Source organism: Confluentibacter sediminis (genome assembly GCF_003258355.1).
Taxonomy (GTDB): domain Bacteria; phylum Bacteroidota; class Bacteroidia; order Flavobacteriales; family Flavobacteriaceae; genus Confluentibacter; species Confluentibacter sediminis.
On record NZ_QKPO01000001.1, the window covers coordinates 321033 to 338140 of the forward strand.

Here is a 17108-nt window from a genome sequence, read left to right on the forward strand (position 1 = left end):
CTTATAATAAAAAATCAGAATTAAAATTATCAATAACTCTAAGTATAGGGCTTTTTGTAATTTTATGCGTTGTCAAAATTATGACAAGTTTTATTTAAGCAAATCTTAAGGAAAATCTAATGCAACTTTCATTAAAAAGACTAACTTTTGTAATATGAGAATTCTAATTGTAGAAGACGAACCCGGCATATTAAACTTTCTTAAACAAGGTTTGGAAGAAGAGTCTTATCTAGTGGATACAGCCAATGAAGGACGGCAAGGTCTTGAATTGGCACTTTCAGGAGATTATGATTTGTTATTATTGGATTGGATGCTTCCTGGAATGAGTGGGATTGAAATATGTCGCCAGTTCCGAAAGGAATTTGAAATCACCCCCATTATTTTTTTAACAGCCAAAGATACTTTAGAGGAAACCATCTTTGGCTTGCAAGCTGGGGCGAATGATTATATTAAAAAACCATTTCATTTTGAAGAACTTTTAGAACGTATTAAAGTTCAACTACGACCAAAATCTGGGGAACATTCAATTTTTAAATTGGGAGATATCACACTTAATACCGATAGTTACCAAGTGTTAAAGGGGGATGAAGACATTAACCTAACCCAGAAAGAATTTGCACTGCTAGAATACCTAATACGCAATAAAGGCATGGTGTGTAAAAGAACCAGTATTATAGAGTCCGTTTGGGATATTCATTTTGATTATGATACTGGGGTTATAGATGTATATATTAATGCATTGCGTAAAAAATTAAAATTAAGTGAAGAGGAGAATTATATTCAAACGGTGAGAGGTGTTGGTTATATCGCAAAAGAATTATGAGTTTAAGTTTTAGAAACAGGATTGCTTTACATTACATGCTGGCGACAGCTATTACTATGGCTGTAGCTTTTATGGTTATCTATTTTGTTGTAGAAGGAACTGTTTACCAAAATTTAGATGCCGACCTGTCTTATGAAGCTAATAAACATACCGAAGAGATTATAATTATAAGGGATAGCATCAAGATTAAGAATAAAAAAGAATGGGAAGAAAGAGAGCATAGAGAAGTACAAGTAAACCCTGTTTTTATTCAAATATTGGATGCGGATGGAAAATTTATGGATAAGTCTCCTAATCTCAAAGAAGATCTTCTTTTCTATAAACCCAATGAAGACCATGGCGGTCATTTTAACGCAACATTGAATAATAGAACCATTAGGCAAGTGCAAATGCCTATTGAAGAAAATGGAGAAGTTAAAGGCTTTATACTAGCCGCCATGTCCTTGGAATCATCTCAAATGGTGTTATTGAATTTAAGAAATGTGTTGTTTTTTTCATATTTAATTCTTTTGGTTGGTCTGTATTTTATCTCTAGGTACATCGCTGGACGCGGTATTATCCCCGTTAAATTAATGTCTGAAACCACAAAGAGGATTACCGAAAATAACTTGAATGAACGCGTGATTCTTCCTCAAAATAAAGATGAACTTTATGATTTGTCATCGAATATCAATGAATTATTGCAACGTATTGAAAATGCTATTGAGAGAGAGCGGCAATTCACTTCGGATGCTTCACATGAATTACGAACGCCGTTATCCATCTTGAGAGGAACCATGGAGGTGCTGATACGTAAACCTCGTGAACAATCTGAATATATTGATAAAATAAAATATAGTCTATCTGAAATAGATAAAATGACGGAAACTATAGAACAACTTTTATTATTGGCAAGGTTGGATGTTAATTCAAAATCATTAGATAAATCGTCGGTGGCGTTGCCAACTTTGATAGACGGAATTCTTTCAAAATATAAAAAAAGTATTACCCAAAAGACATTGTCTATAGTGTTTGATAATCAAACGGCTAAGGAAAGCCAAGTGCCACAATATTTTTCGACCTTAATTTTAGATAATATTATTGGCAATGCCATTAAATATTCTAAAGAATCCACGACAATTTATATTACTATTTCAGAAGTAAATTCTAGGATTATTTGCAGAGTAAAAGATGAAGGCATTGGCATTAAAGAAGAAGATTTAAATTATTTATTCAATCATTTTTACAGGTCTGAAGCATTGAATCATAAAAATATTTCTGGAAATGGACTAGGCTTATCCATTGCTAAAAAATCTGCGGAGGCCATACATGCTACCATAAAAGTAGAGAGTAAATTTGGAGTGGGTTCTACTTTTACTGTAGAATTTTAAGCAAATCTTAAGGAGCTATTTTAAAAGCTTTTATATAAGTGTTCTAAATTTGACTTCATTCAAATAAACAAGACATGTTAGAACGTATCATCCAATATAGTATCCATCACAAGCTTATTGTTCTGTTGTTTACCTTGGGTATTGTGGGTTTTGGACTTTACTCACTTTCCCATATTCCAATTGGTGCCGTTCCCGATGTGACAAACAATCAAGTACAAGTTATTACAACGTCTAGAAATTTAGCGACCGAAGATGTTGAAAAATTCCTAACTTATCCTGTAGAGCTGGAAATGGCAAATTTACCAGGAGTTAAGGAGATTCGTTCGGTATCTAAATTTGGACTTTCAGTGGTGACGGTTGTTTTTAATGATGACTTGGGGACTTACTTGCCCCGCCAATTAATTGCAGAGAAAATTAAAAATGCCGAAGAAAAAATTCCAGCAGGCTTTGGGAAACCTTTTATGGGACCCGTTTCGACAGGTTTGGGTGAAATATATCAGTATATCATAGATGTTGACGACAAGTATAAAGATCAATATTCATTATCAGATATACGTACCATTCAAGATTGGATAGTAAAGCGTCAGCTATCTGGAATTCCAGGCGTTGTTGAGGTGAATACTTGGGGAGGTTATTTAAAAACCTATGAAGTAGCTATCAATCCTCAGCAATTACGTGCCATGCATGTGTCTATTTTTGATGTCTTTACAGCTCTAGAAAAAAACAATAGTATCGCAGGAGGTGGCTATATTGAAAAAGCGAATGAAAGCTATTTTATTCGGGGAGAAGGTTTGATAGGTTCTATACAAGATATTGAAAATATTGTGGTCACCACAAAAGATGGAGTTCCTGTATACGTAAGGAATATTGCCTCTGTTGGCTTTGGCCATGCGAATCGGTTTGGTGCCATTACAGGAAATGGCGAAGGCGAAAAAGTATTAGGCCAGGTTATGATGCTAAAAGATGCCAATTCAAATGCCGTTATACAAGCTGTAAAACAAAGGGTTACAGATATAAACTCGTCATTGCCTCCTGGTATTTCCATTAATGCATTTTTAGAGCGAAGTGAACTGATTGCCAAAACAACATTCACCATTGCCGAAAACCTCATTTTGGGGTGTTTAATTGTCATTTTTGTAGTGGTTTTACTGCTGGGCAACTTGCGTTCCGGGTTGGTTGTGGCTTCGGTAATTCCTTTATGTTTATTGTTTGCACTTTCCTTAATGTACATTTTTGGAGTGGATGCCAACTTGATGAGTTTAGGTGCCATTGACTTCGGAATCATCATAGATGGAGCCGTCATTATTGTAGAATTTATAGCCTTTAAAATCACCAGTCAAAGCACTAGGTTATTAGCGCTTCCAGAAGGAGAAAGACAAGGTTTGATAGATAGTATCACGTATCAAGGAGCTACCAAAATGATGAATTCTGCTGTATTTGGGCAACTCATTATCATCATAGTTTTTATTCCTATTCTGTCTTTAGTCAATGTAGAAGGCAAAATGTTTCGCCCAATGGCGTTGGTATTTTGTTTTGCTCTAATAGGTGCTATGGTATTATGTTTCACTTATATTCCTGTAATGGCTTCCTTATTTATAAAACCATCCAATATAGAAAAAAGAACTATTTCAGCTAGATTGATTGGATTTTTGGAAGAAAAATACCAACCAACCATTGCATGGGCATTACGCAAAAAGAAACTGGTTTTATGCATGGCTATAGGATTGTTGTTGTTTACTGTGTTTTTGTTTACTAGAATGGGAGGTGAATTTGTGCCTACTTTAGATGAAGGTGACTTTGTAATCCAGCCCGTATTAAAAACAGGAACATCGTTAAGTAAAACGATTGAAGCTACAACACGTATAGAAAAAATATTGAAGAAGTTTCCAGAAGTAGAACAAGTGGTGAGTCGTATTGGTGCAGCCGAAGTACCAACAGATCCCATGTCTATGGAAGAAAGTGATGTCATCATAAAGCTGAAACCAAAAGGAGAATGGACATCAGCCGAAACGAAAGATGAATTGGCAGATAAATTTAAAGACGCATTGTCTGAAATTGCAGGTGTTGATTTTGAGTTTACACAACCTATAGAAATGAGATTTAATGAATTAATTACGGGGGTACGTGCTGATGTGGCCATTAAAATTTTTGGAGAAGATTTAGATGTGTTGTACAAAAAAGCGTTGGAAATAGAACATGCCATTAAAAATGTAGAAGGAGCTGCGGATATTTCGGTAGAAAAAACAGCAGGATTACCGCAAATGTCTATTAAATACAACCGACAGATGATAGCCAAATACGGATTGAACATTGAAGATTTAAACAAGATTATTACCATGGGGTTTGCAGGTATGCCAGCAGGAACCGTATTTGAAGGAGAAAAGCAATTTGATTTGGTCATTCGTTTTGATGCTGCCCATAGAAAAGATATAGAAAATATAGAAACCGCTTCGATAACATTACCCAATGGAAATAAATTACCTCTTAGTGAATTCGCCAAAATAAGCTATACCAAAGGACCTGCAAAAATTTCGCGGGATAATACAAAAAGAAGAATTGTAGTGGGTGTAAACGTAAGGAACCGAGACTTAGAATCTGTTGTGAAAGATGTGCAATCCATCATTGATAAAGATGTGAAAATGCCGGTTGGATATACCGTAAGTTATGGTGGTCAATTTGAAAACCTTAGAACAGCAACAAATCGTTTAAAAATTGCTGTTCCTATTGCCCTTATTCTAATTTTTGTGCTGCTTTATTTTGCTTTCGATTCGGTAAAAGAAGCTTTAATGATTTATAGTGCGATTCCTTTATCAGCCATAGGTGGTGTCATGTTACTTTATATAAGGGATTTGCCTTTTAGTATTTCTGCAGGTGTTGGTTTTATAGCACTTTTTGGTATTGCGGTTTTAAACGGAATCGTATTAATTGAAGAATTTAAAGAACTCAAAGCTCATGGTGTTTCTAATATTAATAAAAGAATTTTAATGGGTACTAAAAATAGATTACGTCCCGTACTATTAACCGCCGCCGCTGCCGCACTTGGCTTTTTGCCCATGGCAATATCAACGTCTGCTGGTGCAGAAGTGCAAAGGCCGTTGGCGACTGTTGTAGTGGGTGGATTAATGACGGCAACGGCTTTAACGCTGCTAGTTTTGCCTATTTTATATGCCATTTTTGATAGAAAAGGACATCATCCTAAAGTAAAAAGAAAACCAAACTTAAAGGCATTTAGTATTGGAATACTATTAGCTGTACCTATGTTTGGTATGGCTCAGCAAAAACCTATGAGTGCAGAAGAAGCTATACAAATGGCTATTGAAAATAATAAAGGCCTCCTGGGGTATGCCAAAAGGGTAGAACAATCAAAACAGTTGGTTGGCAGTGCTATAAATATAGACAAGACACAGATTTATTATGCCTATGATCAAAATAATATTGCGAAAAACGGACTTCCATTAAAAGTGTTTGGTATCAGTCAGTCCATGCAATTTCCAACTGTTTATGGCGCACAACATAAAGTAGAAAAACAAAAAATTGATGTATCCATTCAGCAGTATAGATTAAATGAAAGGGTATTGATTAAAGAGGTTTATAAGGCTTATTATCAAGTGGTTTATAATAATAGTTTGGTAGCTCAATACACTTTCCTAGATAGTTTGTATGGTCAATTTTCTAAAGCCGCAAACAGGCGGTATGAGGTTGGTGAAACTAATTTATTGGAAAAACTAACAGCTCAAGCCAAGCAAAAAGAAATATCGATACAGCTTGCCAAAGCTGAAGAAAGTGTCGCTAAAGCTTACACTATGCTGTATCAATTGGTACAGATAGATTCTACTTATGTTGTTGAAGTCAATCATTTATACCCGCTTGCATTAGAAACAGGAAATCTTGAGGATAATCCAGGAATTTTATATTATGATTCAGCACAAAAATTAACCAAATTGTCATTAGCTTTAGAAAGGCAGAAATTATTACCAGATATACATGTATCCGTTTTCCAAGGCACTAACAATGGATTGGATGCCCAAAAATATAATGGCTTTCAAGCGGGAATTTCAATACCATTGTGGTTCGGAGCAAACAAATCAAAAATCAATGCAGCAAAAACTGAGACGATGATTTTGGCCGATGAATCAGAAAACTATAAAATTCAACTACAATCTAAATATCAACGATTGTTATCCAATTTAAAAATATTCAAAGAACCCATTGATTATTATGAAACCTCGGGTAAAAAACTATCTCAACAGCTTACATCAAATGCATCCAAAGCATTTCAAAATGGAGAAATAGATTTCCTTCAATATGTTCAACTTTTAGAAAGTGCCAAGAATATTGAAATCACCTATTTGCAAAACCTTAATGATTATAATAATACGGTTTTAGAATTAAATTATTTAAACAATTAATTATGAAAATAACCTTCATGAAACTTAAACATTATTTAAAATTTATAGCTTTTATTTTCATAATAATGCTAGCATCTTGTAATTCAAAAGAAAAGTCTGAAACAACCAATGCAGAGGCTATTGTTGAAACCCCAGATGTTATTACAATAACTGAAAATCAATTTACTTCTGGTAACATGGAACTGGGTAAAATAACCCTGCAAGAGTTTAATACTGTTGTGAAGGCCAATGGGATGTTTGCCGTGCCACCTGAAAATCAAGCCGATGTAAGTGCTTATTTTGCAGGCTATGTAAAAGATATATTTCTATTGCCTGGTGATGTTTTAAAGAAAGGCCAAGTATTATTTACAATTGAAAATCCTGAATACTTGCAAATGCAACAAGATTTTTTAGAATCGAAAGGACGATTGAATTATTTAAAGTCAGACTACGAAAGACAGAAAGAATTATTGGTAGATAATATCACTTCAAAAAAGAACTTTCTTAAAGCAGAATCAGAATACACCGTTACTTTATCGCAATTTCAATATTTAAAAAAGACATTGGAATTAATGCAAATAAATCCAAATACTTTAACGGGAGATAATCTTCGGTCTGTTATAAGTGTATTATCTCCCATTGCTGGTTATGTAACCCATATTAATGCAAAAAAAGGGATGTACTTAAATCCGTCTGATATTGCTGTAACCGTTACAAACACAGATAATCTTCATATCGAGCTAAAGATTTTTGAAAAAGATTTGCCAAAAATAAAAGCAGAGCAACCCATACATATAAGGTTACAAAACGATGCTGAACATGTGTATAAAGGGAAAGTACATTTAATTAATAGAACCATAAACGAACAAGAAAGAACCATAGATATTCATGGAGATTTGGATAATGAAGAAGAAGCCAAACTGTTTGCCCCAGGGATGTATATTGAAGGGGAGATTTTAACCTCATCCTCAAAACATGCTGCTCTCCCCATGGAAGCCATTGCAGCTATTGATAATGATTTTTTTGTTTTGGTTAAAGAAAATCAAACTACCTATAAAAAGACAGTGGTTGATATAGGGGAGACCAATAATGGATTTACTGAAATTCTTAATCCCGAAGATTTTAGTGCTGATACAGAGTTTTTAATCAAGGGTGTTTTTAATTTGATATCAGATTAAAAGATGATGTAATGACATGATTAACCATAAATGCTATTGTTTTGACGTTGTTGGTGATTATATCATCATAGCCAGATGTTAATTCTTCTTGCATAATTTCCATTTAGTCGATTACATGTTTAATTAATGAATTTAATTTCTAATTTTAGAAATTGAACTACTAACTAAATATTTTGACTTACAGAATTACACTTTTATTACTGCTTTTTAATTGTGTTTGTATATCTCAAGTAGATAATAAACCACCAAATATAACGGCTGTTGGAGATCAATACTTATGTCCGTCAACCCAAAGCATACCTATTGTAACTAGTTTTAATATTACTGATGAAGATGATAAGGGAATAGAATCCTTTAGCATTCAAATTTCATCAGGCTATGTAAATGGAGTGGATAAATTAAGTTTAACAGGTTCTCATCCTAATATTGTACCCTCTTGGAATCCTAGTTCTGGTAAATTAAAATTAACTGGGATAGGTGGTGCAGAAATGATTTATGCAGATTTAATCGCAGCTGTTAAAGATGTTGTCTATGAAAGTCTTTCTGCAACAACTTCTGGGGAAAAGTTTTTTTCTTTTACCATTGGTGATGCTAATTATTTGCCTTCTACAGGTCATTATTATGAATACATTGCCGAATCTGGAATTACGTGGTCTGATGCTAGAATTGATGCTGCTAATCACAAATATTATGGTTTGCAAGGCTATTTGGCAACCATATTAACAGCAGATGAGGCACAATTATCTGGAGAACAGGCTGGTGGCGTGGGTTGGTTAGGAGGTACAGATGAAGAAACCGAAGGTGTTTGGAAATGGGTAACAGGCCCCCCTTCTGAAGCAGGAACTGTTTTTTGGAATGGCGGAGCCAACGGTTCCACTCCCAATTATGCCAATTGGAATAATAACGAGCCAAATAATTTAGTTGACGAAGATTATATTCATGTCACTTTTGGTGTTGGTACTCCAGGTTCTTGGAACGATTTGCCAAATATAGGAGGCACCGGTAGTTATTTTCCTCAAGGTTACATTGTAGAATATGGAGGGATGCCTGGTGATCCTATAGTTGATATATCTGCAAGTACTAAAATAACCATACTATCATTAGTGAAAATTTCAGACATTCCACCAATGCGAATGTGTGATACCGATTTAGATAGGGATGATACGGATGGTTTTACAGAGTTTGATTTAACATCTTATAAAACTATTTTATTGAATGGAAGTCCAGCTTCAGAGTTTCAAATAAATTATTTTACAGACCCCGCCTATGCCAACACCGATGAAATTCTCGATCCAAAGGCCTTTGTAAACACACAGAAGGATAGTCAGATTATTTATGTTAGAATTAGTAATACCTTGAATACGAGTTGTTATACAGATACCTCTTTTTTGATTCAAGTGGATGCATTGCCTGTAATTCAACCTTCCATTGTGTTTAAAAATTGTGATGGTGATGCCGATCCACGTAATGGGTTTACCGATTTTAATTTAAATGAGATTAATGACATCATTACTAATGATAATTCAGCAAATTTTAAGTTTACATATTATCTTACTTCTGCCGAAGCAAATTCAGGAGATGCTGTGTCTGCCATTAATCCTGTACCATTTAATAATGCCACATCTGATATGGTATATGTTCGTGTTGAAAATGCGAGTGGATGCTACCGAGTATCTACTGTGAATTTAGATGTTTCTACAACATCTTTTCCTTTAGGTTATATGCAAGAATTGCCACCAGTTTGTGATGATGATGCTGTTATTGATGGATTGCATGAATTTGATTTAACGGCAGCTTCTCAAGATTTTATTCATCAATTTCCTCAGGGACAAAATTTAACAGTTCATTATTACAGGAATTTAAACGATGCCCATTTGGAATTCAATGAAATTACAAACCAAACTAATTATTTAAGTGAAGTGCCTTTTTCACAAGTCTTGTATGTTCGGGTGGAAAGTGAAGATAATGGAGACTGTTTTGGTATTGGTCCTTATTTAACTTTAACTGTTCATCCACGTCCCGAATTTGAAGTGAAACAATCAAATGCATATTGTTTTGATAATAATCCTATAACTTTAAGTGTATTTAATCCCAAAGGGACTTATACTTATGAATGGAGAGACTCAAATGGTTTTATGGTGGGAGATGAGGACGTGTTGACATTAAATGAGTCAGGCACGTATACTGTAATCGCAATATCAGATTTTGGTTGTGAATCTTTTCCTTTAGTATTTTCTGTTGAGGAGTCTGCTATCGCTAATATGACATTAGATGATATTAGCATTGTGGAGTTTTCCGATAATAATTCTATAACGATCAATACAGCAAATCTTGGTATTGGTGATTACGAATTTTCTTTGGATGATAGCTCAGGACCTTATCAAGACGAACCTGTTTTCAATAATGTAGCAGCAGGAGTTCATACCATTTATGTACAGGATAAAAATGGTTGTGGTATTGTACCTTTGGAAGTTTTTGTGTTAGGCTTTCCCAAGTATTTTACTCCAAATGGTGATGGCCATAATGATAGGTGGAATATTAAAGGCTTGAGTGAAACGTTTCCCCAAGAGTTCAAAATTTTAATTTTTGATCGTTATGGGAAGTTAATCAAGCAATTAAATCCTAGGGGTGATGGTTGGGATGGGACATGTAATGGACAAAGATTAACATCGTCTGATTATTGGTTTATGGTAGACCTTTTAGATGCTGAAGGCAATAAAAAAACCTACCGTGGTCATTTTAGTTTGGTGAGATAAAATGTTTTTAAAGTAACGTTTTAAGTTTACTAACACCTATGGTTGCTGTTTCAGCAATGACAGTAAGGTTTTGTTTACTGCTTAAAGTTGGTTTGGGGTCAATAAAAAATATAGGGATATGAGCAGGCACATAATGCATTAATCCTGCTGCTGGATAAACTTGCATGGAAGTTCCAATAATCACTAATATATCGGCAGTCTCACAAATGTGCATGGCATGTTCTATCATAGGCACATCTTCCCCAAACCACACAATATGTGGTCGTAGTTGGTATCCTTTTTGGCATAGATCTCCTAAAAGTATATCCGTTTTGCATTCTAAAATATCATTTTCATCATAAGTACTACGTGCTTTAAGCAGTTCACCATGTAAATGAATGACGTTCGTACTTCCTGCACGTTCATGCAAATCATCTACATTTTGTGTAATGATGGAAACATGGTAATCATTTTCTAAAGAAGCCAAATCTATATGGGCTTGGTTGGGTTCTACTTCAAATAATTGTTTCCGACGTTGGTTGTAGAAATTTAAAACCAATTCAGGATTCGCAGCAAAACCTTCAGGTGTGGCAACTTGCATCACATCATGACCTTCCCATAAGCCATCAGCGTCCCTAAAAGTTTTAATACCACTTTCGGCACTGATGCCCGCCCCTGTAAGTACAACAATGTGTTTTTTCATATGGAATTTTATTATTTTTAAAGGTCATATGGTATCGCTTATCTTCATAGGTGTTTGCTAACGCAAACTTGTTTTAATAGCGATTTCATATTATAAAAATAGTTATTATTTGTTATTCCCTCGCAGGCAGCAATCCACTCATTTTTATTAATTTTCCATTTTAATTTTACTCATGATAGACATCAAGCTTCTAGAACATTTAGAAACGTATTTAACCGTTTCTCGAAAAGAAAAATTCAATAACGTATTATCGCAACGTACTAAGCATGTTACGGTGGCTACAGAAGATGTATACCAATTACATAATACCAGTGCCGTTATCCGAACCTGCGATGTATTTGGCATACAGGAAGTCCAAATTATTGAAGAACGCAATACCAAACGTATTGATAGGGAAATAGCCATGGGAGCTCAAAAATGGGTAGATGTGAATCGCTTTCATTCCGTTAAAGATTGTATTGCAGACATGAAACAAAAAGGCTATCAAATTGTAGCCACTACGCCGCATACGAATGATTGTGTTTTACAGGATTTTGATATTACTAAAAAATCTTGTTTCTTTTTTGGAAGAGAAGTGGAAGGGCTTTCGCAAGAAGTATTGGAAGTCGCCGATTGTTTTTTGAAAATACCTATGGTTGGTTTTACCGAAAGTTTGAATATTTCTGTCTCTGCTGCTATTATTTTACAACGGATTACGTCCAAATTAAGACAATCTAATATTAATTGGCAACTAACACAAGAGGAGGTTATTGAAAAGCGATTGGATTGGGTTAAGAAAAGTATAAAAAGTTACGATGATATTGTCAAGCGTTTTTACGAAAACAATTAAAAGCCTTTTATTTTTTTGATAAATATGCTTCTGGAATGGGATTGCTTGTAGTTTCTTGAGTCCAATATAAATTGATGATCCACCAGCGTTTACCATCATGCCATAACTGAATACTGTTAATACCACGCATAAAAGGTTTTTTGTCCGTAATGTTATAAAAACATTCATAAGTACTAAATACCTCTGCCATAGTTCCAAAGGTATTTACGGTTCTGTGAATTTCTTTTTCAAAAAAACCATTGGTTTCTAGCCATTTACCAGAATTTTTAATATAATCATCCGGCTTCATGTAGCTTATTTTATTTTCTCTTTTGCTATCTTTTCCAGCGGCTATTAATTTCGCTTCCGAATGGAATAAATATTTGAATTGTTCCCAATTCCGTTTTTTGCCTATTTCGCCAGAAATGACGTTGTAAAGTGTTTTTATGGTGTTATCAATAGTTGTCACACTTGCATTATCGATGGTGTTTTCTTTGTTCTGGGCATTTATGGATACCGTTAAAAAAATAATACAAATAGAGGATATAAGTGTTTTCATTATTTATAGATTTTTATTGAGCTGATATCGTTTTACAAATTAATATTTAGAAGCTTACAGCCATCTTAACGCCATAACGGTTACCATCATAAAATGGCATGATTATACCCGATGCCTGTTCGTTTTTTTTAAATAATTTTTCTTTTACTAATGGGTGAAGCCAATAAGCAATTTTGGTGCTTAATATCCCGATTCCTGCACCTGTTACTACATCTGTTAGCCAATGACGGTCGTTATAAATTCTAAAAGTGCCCGTACCTACAGCAACGGCGTAACCTGTGATTCCATACCAAATAGAAACGTCTTTGTATTCTTGCCATAAAAATTCAGCGCCCATAAAAGCTGTGGCGGTATGTCCTGAAGGAAATGAATTGTTAGATGAGCCATCAGGACGCTCAATTTTTGTTATTTTTTTTAAGCCATACACAGTAGAGCCCATGATTAGATAAGCAGTTCCTAAAATAATAGTACGGTCTTTAAAATTGTTTTTGCCTTGTATACCCATAGCATTAAGAGCATAAACAGACATAAAAGGCGCATATTGAGCAAAATCGTCTATGGTTACTTTCTCGTCTATATTTTCATTAACCTCTTCTTTTATCTCTGCGTTTATTGATTTTAAAGCATCACTTTCAATACCAATAATACCATAACTGATAAGAACAGTAGGAACAATTAGGGATTTATAATTGAATTTAATGTTTTGATTGGTATTAAGAGAATCCGTAGTAGTTGATTGTCCGAATAATAAAGATGTTTTAAGAATTATTAATACAACAATCACTTTTGAAATCATAAAACTTCTTTATAAAAATTATTTATAGATTTTTTTAACGCGATCTAAATCCCGTTTATTATCACGGTCTTTTATAGTTTCACGTTTATCATATAATTTTTTACCTTTTGCTAAAGCAATATCCACTTTAGCATAGCCTTTGTCGTTAATAAATAATTTTAAAGGAACGATGGTAAGTCCGCTAGTTTGAACTTCTTTTAACAGCTTTTTAAGCTCTTTTTTATTTAAAAGTAATTTCCGTTCTGCTTTTGGACGGTGATTGTAGTAATTCCCAAAAGCATATTCTTCAATGTTCATATTGATTACAAACAGTTCGCCTTTTTCATTAAACTCACAAAAACTTTCAGCAATAGAAGCTTTACTACTGCGTATAGACTTTATTTCGGTACCAGTTAAAACAATACCAGCAGTGTACGTATCTAATATTTCATATAGAAAACGCGCCTTTTTGTTTTGAATGTTAATGGTTTTTTGCATGGCCTACAAAATTACACAAATTTATGAGTTTTTAAATGGGAGTTATCTTTATAAAAATAATTTTGAAGTTAAAGAATGTAATAATACCATTATTTTAAAGGAAATACATTTATTTTAGCACTTGTCTATCTAAGTTTTTTAATGAAAAAAGCAATTTTATTTGTATCGGTGCTATTGGTATTGACATCTTGTAAAAGTGTTAAACATTACAATGAGCAAATCACTAATTTACATTCTGTGAACGATTTGAGAAGTGATGTTGATAAATTATACCGTCAATTCCAAAAACACCATCCCAGATTATATCAATATACAAGTAAAGAGGTTTTAGATGTTAAGTTTGATAGTTTAAAAAAATCTATAACACAACCCATTAATTCCAAAGATTTTTATAAAAAGTTAGCACCTGTGGTTCGTTATATAAGACAAGGTCATATATCGGTTGGTTCTGCAAATAAGCGATACACTAAAAAAGAAAATAAAGAATTAAAAAAGAAGCCTTTTGAGTTTTACGATTTGGCTTTCGATTACTTACAAAATAAACTTTGGGTAAAAAATACTAAAGGCAAAGACTCTTCTATGATTGGTTGGGAAGTTGTTAAAATAGAAGACGATTCCATCTCTACATTAATTAAAAGTTATAAAAAGAATTTTTCGTCCGATGGTTACAATACCACCTTATATGATAAGTTTGTCGGAAAATATTTTTCTAATTTTTATTTCAAAGACAAAGGCTTTAAGGATAGTTTGCAAATGTCTTTCAAAAATAAAGACTCCATTTTTACAAAAACATTTAAGCGATTATTAAAAGAAGAAAACAAGAAAAAAGAAGATGCTACTAAATCTGTTGAAAAGCCAATAAAATTAACCAAGGCAGAAAAAAAGGCTTCTAGATTGGCATCCAAGCAAAAAAGAAAGTACAATAGAAGGCACGGTTATATAGCAGAAACAAAAAATTATACAAGGAATTTCCATTTTATGGAAGCGGATAGTACCGTTGCTTATATGAACATTCGAAGTTTTACAAATGGCAAATATAAAACATTTTACAAGGATAGTTTTAAAGAATTAAATGACGCCAAAACAAAATATTTAATTTTGGATTTAAGGGATAATGGAGGAGGAAGAATCTCTGAAATAGATTATTTGTATTCCTATCTAACCCATACTAATTACAAGTTTTTAGAGGATAGTGAAGTAAACAGTCGGACGCCATTTTTAACAGCAGCGATGAGCAATACAACACCTAATGGTTTAAAAGTGTTGGCATGTATTTTATCGCCCATAATTATTGTTCAAAATTTGCTTAAAACCAAAAAAAAAGATGGTAAACTGTATTATTCATTTAAGTACATAAAAATCAGAAAACCCAAACCAAACCATTTTACAGGCGATATGTATGTGCTTATAAATGGTAATTCGTTTTCAGCATCATCTTTAATTTCAACACATTTAAAAGCCACTAAAAGAGCCGTTTTTGTTGGTGAAGAAACTGGAGGAGCCTACAATGGTACGGTAGCTGGAATTTATAAAATTTATGAATTACCAAACTCCAAACTAAAAATACGAATGGGATTAATGCATGTTGATACCCCTTACAAACAAACGCCCGATGGCTACGGCGTAAAACCTGATGTTGTTGTGACACCCTCCTTAGAAGATTTAATTTTAAAAAAAGATACCGAGTTACAGTGGATTTTAAATGATATTAAAGAAAAAAGAGAATAGTCCTGCTAATATTATAAATTCACATTATAAAGCATTGTTTTTTATTGCCTTCACATAAAACATTTGTATTTTTGTGTCTCATAATTATAACAAACGAATATCAAATCAACACTATGAATTCATACGATGTAGCCGTTATAGGTTCGGGTCCTGGAGGGTATGTAGCAGCGATACGTTGCGCTCAATTAGGAATGAAAACTACCATAATAGAAAAATATGCGACACTTGGAGGCACCTGTCTTAATGTGGGTTGTATACCAAGTAAAGCCCTTTTAGATTCCTCACATCATTATGAAGATGCTGTAAAGCATTTTGAAGAACATGGTATTGATATTCCTGGCGATATTAAAGTGAATTTAGAGAAAATGATTGCCCGTAAACAGTCTGTTGTAGATCAAACGGTTGGTGGTATTGATTTCTTAATGAACAAGAATAAAATTGATGTATATCGTGGTGTAGGTAGTTTTAAAGATGCGACTCATATTACCATTACTGGTGAAGAAACCATAGACATTGAAGCTAAAAATACTATTATAGCCACTGGTAGTAAACCATCAAATTTACCTTTTATCAATTTGGATAAAGACAGGATTATAACGTCTACAGAAGCTTTAAAGCTTAAAGAAATACCAAAACATTTAATTGTTATTGGTGGTGGTGTTATTGGTTTAGAACTTGGTCAGGTATACAGACGCTTAGGTTCAGAAGTCACTGTTATTGAATATATGGATCGTATCATCCCAACTATGGATGCAGGACTTTCTAAAGAATTAAATAAGGTTTTAAAGAAAGCTAAGTTTAATATAGCGGTATCTCATAAAGTAAAATCTGTTGAAAGAAAAGGGGATGAAATTATTGTAAAAGCAGATAATAAAAAAGGAGAAGAAATAGAGTTTAAAGGAGATTATTGTTTGGTGTCTGTGGGGCGTAAACCTTATACAGATGGTTTAAATGCTGATGCAGCAGGCGTAAAAATCACGGATAGAGGACAAATTGAAGTAAATGACCATTTACAAACAACGGCTAAAAACATTTATGCGATTGGCGATGTGGTAAAAGGTGCCATGTTAGCTCATAAAGCGGAAGAAGAAGGTGTGTTTGTGGCAGAAACTATTGCGGGACAAAAACCACATATCGATTATAACTTAATTCCTGGTGTGGTTTACACATGGCCAGAAGTAGCATCGGTTGGTAAAACAGAAGAGCAACTTAAAGAAGCAGGAGTTGAATACAAAGCCGGGTCGTTCCCAATGCGTGCTTTAGGTAGAAGTAGAGCGAGCATGGATTTAGATGGTTTTGTTAAGATTCTAGCCGATAAAAAAACGGATGAAATTTTAGGTGTTCACATGATTGGTGCGCGTGCGGCCGATATGATTGCAGAAGCAGTTGTGGCTATGGAATTTAGAGCATCTGCCGAAGATGTATCAAGAATGTCTCATGCACATCCAACGTTTACAGAAGCAATCAAAGAAGCGGCTTTAGCTGCTACAGATGATAGATCTTTGCATATGTAATAAAAAAATAAGATTTATATTTAGAAGCA

12 protein-coding genes are annotated in these 17108 nt (G+C 33.9%); 8 read left to right on the forward strand and 4 right to left on the reverse strand.

What is annotated here, in order from left to right:
• Nucleotides 1–154 precede the first annotated feature (154 nt).
• The 5 genes from DKT72_RS01550 (at nt 155) to DKT72_RS01570 (ending at nt 10515) form a co-directional block, all read left to right on the forward strand.
• Nucleotides 155–823 (forward strand): response regulator transcription factor, encoded by a 669-nt coding sequence (locus DKT72_RS01550; protein WP_111306952.1) that lies wholly within the window; start codon nt 155–157, stop codon nt 821–823.
• Complete coding sequence (locus tag DKT72_RS01555) at nt 820–2193, forward strand: sensor histidine kinase (protein ID WP_111306953.1); 1374 nt, start codon at nt 820–822, stop codon at nt 2191–2193. Before DKT72_RS01550 ends, DKT72_RS01555 begins: the two co-directional genes overlap by 4 nt.
• A 74-nt stretch (nt 2194–2267) precedes the next feature.
• Nucleotides 2268–6602: a CusA/CzcA family heavy metal efflux RND transporter gene (locus tag DKT72_RS01560; RefSeq protein ID WP_111306954.1), complete on the forward strand. Its 4335-nt coding sequence runs from the start codon at nt 2268–2270 to the stop codon at nt 6600–6602.
• Nucleotides 6603–6619: 17 nt separating this feature from the next.
• On the forward strand, nt 6620–7759 hold the full coding sequence (locus DKT72_RS01565; protein ID WP_235841577.1) for an efflux RND transporter periplasmic adaptor subunit: 1140 nt from the start codon (nt 6620–6622) through the stop codon (nt 7757–7759).
• Nucleotides 7760–7932: 173 nt separating this feature from the next.
• Nucleotides 7933–10515, forward strand: coding sequence for an FIDD domain-containing protein (locus DKT72_RS01570; protein ID WP_111306956.1), 2583 nt, complete (start codon nt 7933–7935; stop codon nt 10513–10515).
• 7 nt (nt 10516–10522) lie between these two features.
• Here DKT72_RS01570 and DKT72_RS01575 read toward each other — a convergent pair whose 3' ends face one another.
• The gene (locus tag DKT72_RS01575) at nt 10523–11197 is read right to left on the reverse strand and encodes an SIR2 family NAD-dependent protein deacylase (RefSeq protein WP_111306957.1); all 675 of its coding nucleotides are present in this window, start codon (nt 11195–11197) and stop codon (nt 10523–10525) included.
• A 172-nt stretch (nt 11198–11369) separates the two neighbouring features.
• On the opposite strand from DKT72_RS01575, the gene DKT72_RS01580 reads away from it, so the two are divergent.
• Nucleotides 11370–12026 (forward strand): TrmH family RNA methyltransferase, encoded by a 657-nt coding sequence (locus DKT72_RS01580; protein WP_111306958.1) that lies wholly within the window; start codon nt 11370–11372, stop codon nt 12024–12026.
• Between the two features lie 7 nt (nt 12027–12033).
• Here DKT72_RS01580 and DKT72_RS01585 read toward each other — a convergent pair whose 3' ends face one another.
• The 3 genes from DKT72_RS01585 to smpB are packed head-to-tail and all read right to left on the reverse strand — an operon-like array spanning nt 12034 to nt 13837.
• Nucleotides 12034–12564, reverse strand: coding sequence for a hypothetical protein (locus tag DKT72_RS01585; RefSeq protein WP_111306959.1), 531 nt, complete (start codon nt 12562–12564; stop codon nt 12034–12036).
• A gap of 46 nt (nt 12565–12610) precedes the next feature.
• Nucleotides 12611–13360: a phosphatase PAP2 family protein gene (locus tag DKT72_RS01590; protein ID WP_111306960.1), complete on the reverse strand. Its 750-nt coding sequence runs from the start codon at nt 13358–13360 to the stop codon at nt 12611–12613.
• Nucleotides 13361–13378: 18 nt separating this feature from the next.
• The gene (gene smpB, locus DKT72_RS01595) at nt 13379–13837 is read right to left on the reverse strand and encodes an SsrA-binding protein SmpB (RefSeq protein ID WP_111306961.1); all 459 of its coding nucleotides are present in this window, start codon (nt 13835–13837) and stop codon (nt 13379–13381) included.
• A gap of 141 nt (nt 13838–13978) precedes the next feature.
• On the opposite strand from smpB, the gene DKT72_RS01600 reads away from it, so the two are divergent.
• Complete coding sequence (locus DKT72_RS01600) at nt 13979–15565, forward strand: S41 family peptidase (RefSeq protein WP_111306962.1); 1587 nt, start codon at nt 13979–13981, stop codon at nt 15563–15565.
• 113 nt (nt 15566–15678) lie between these two features.
• Nucleotides 15679–17079 carry a dihydrolipoyl dehydrogenase gene (lpdA, locus tag DKT72_RS01605; RefSeq protein ID WP_111306963.1) on the forward strand — a complete coding sequence of 467 codons (1401 nt, stop codon included), beginning with the start codon at nt 15679–15681 and terminating at the stop codon, nt 17077–17079.
• The last annotated feature ends 29 nt before the right edge of the window (nt 17080–17108 follow it).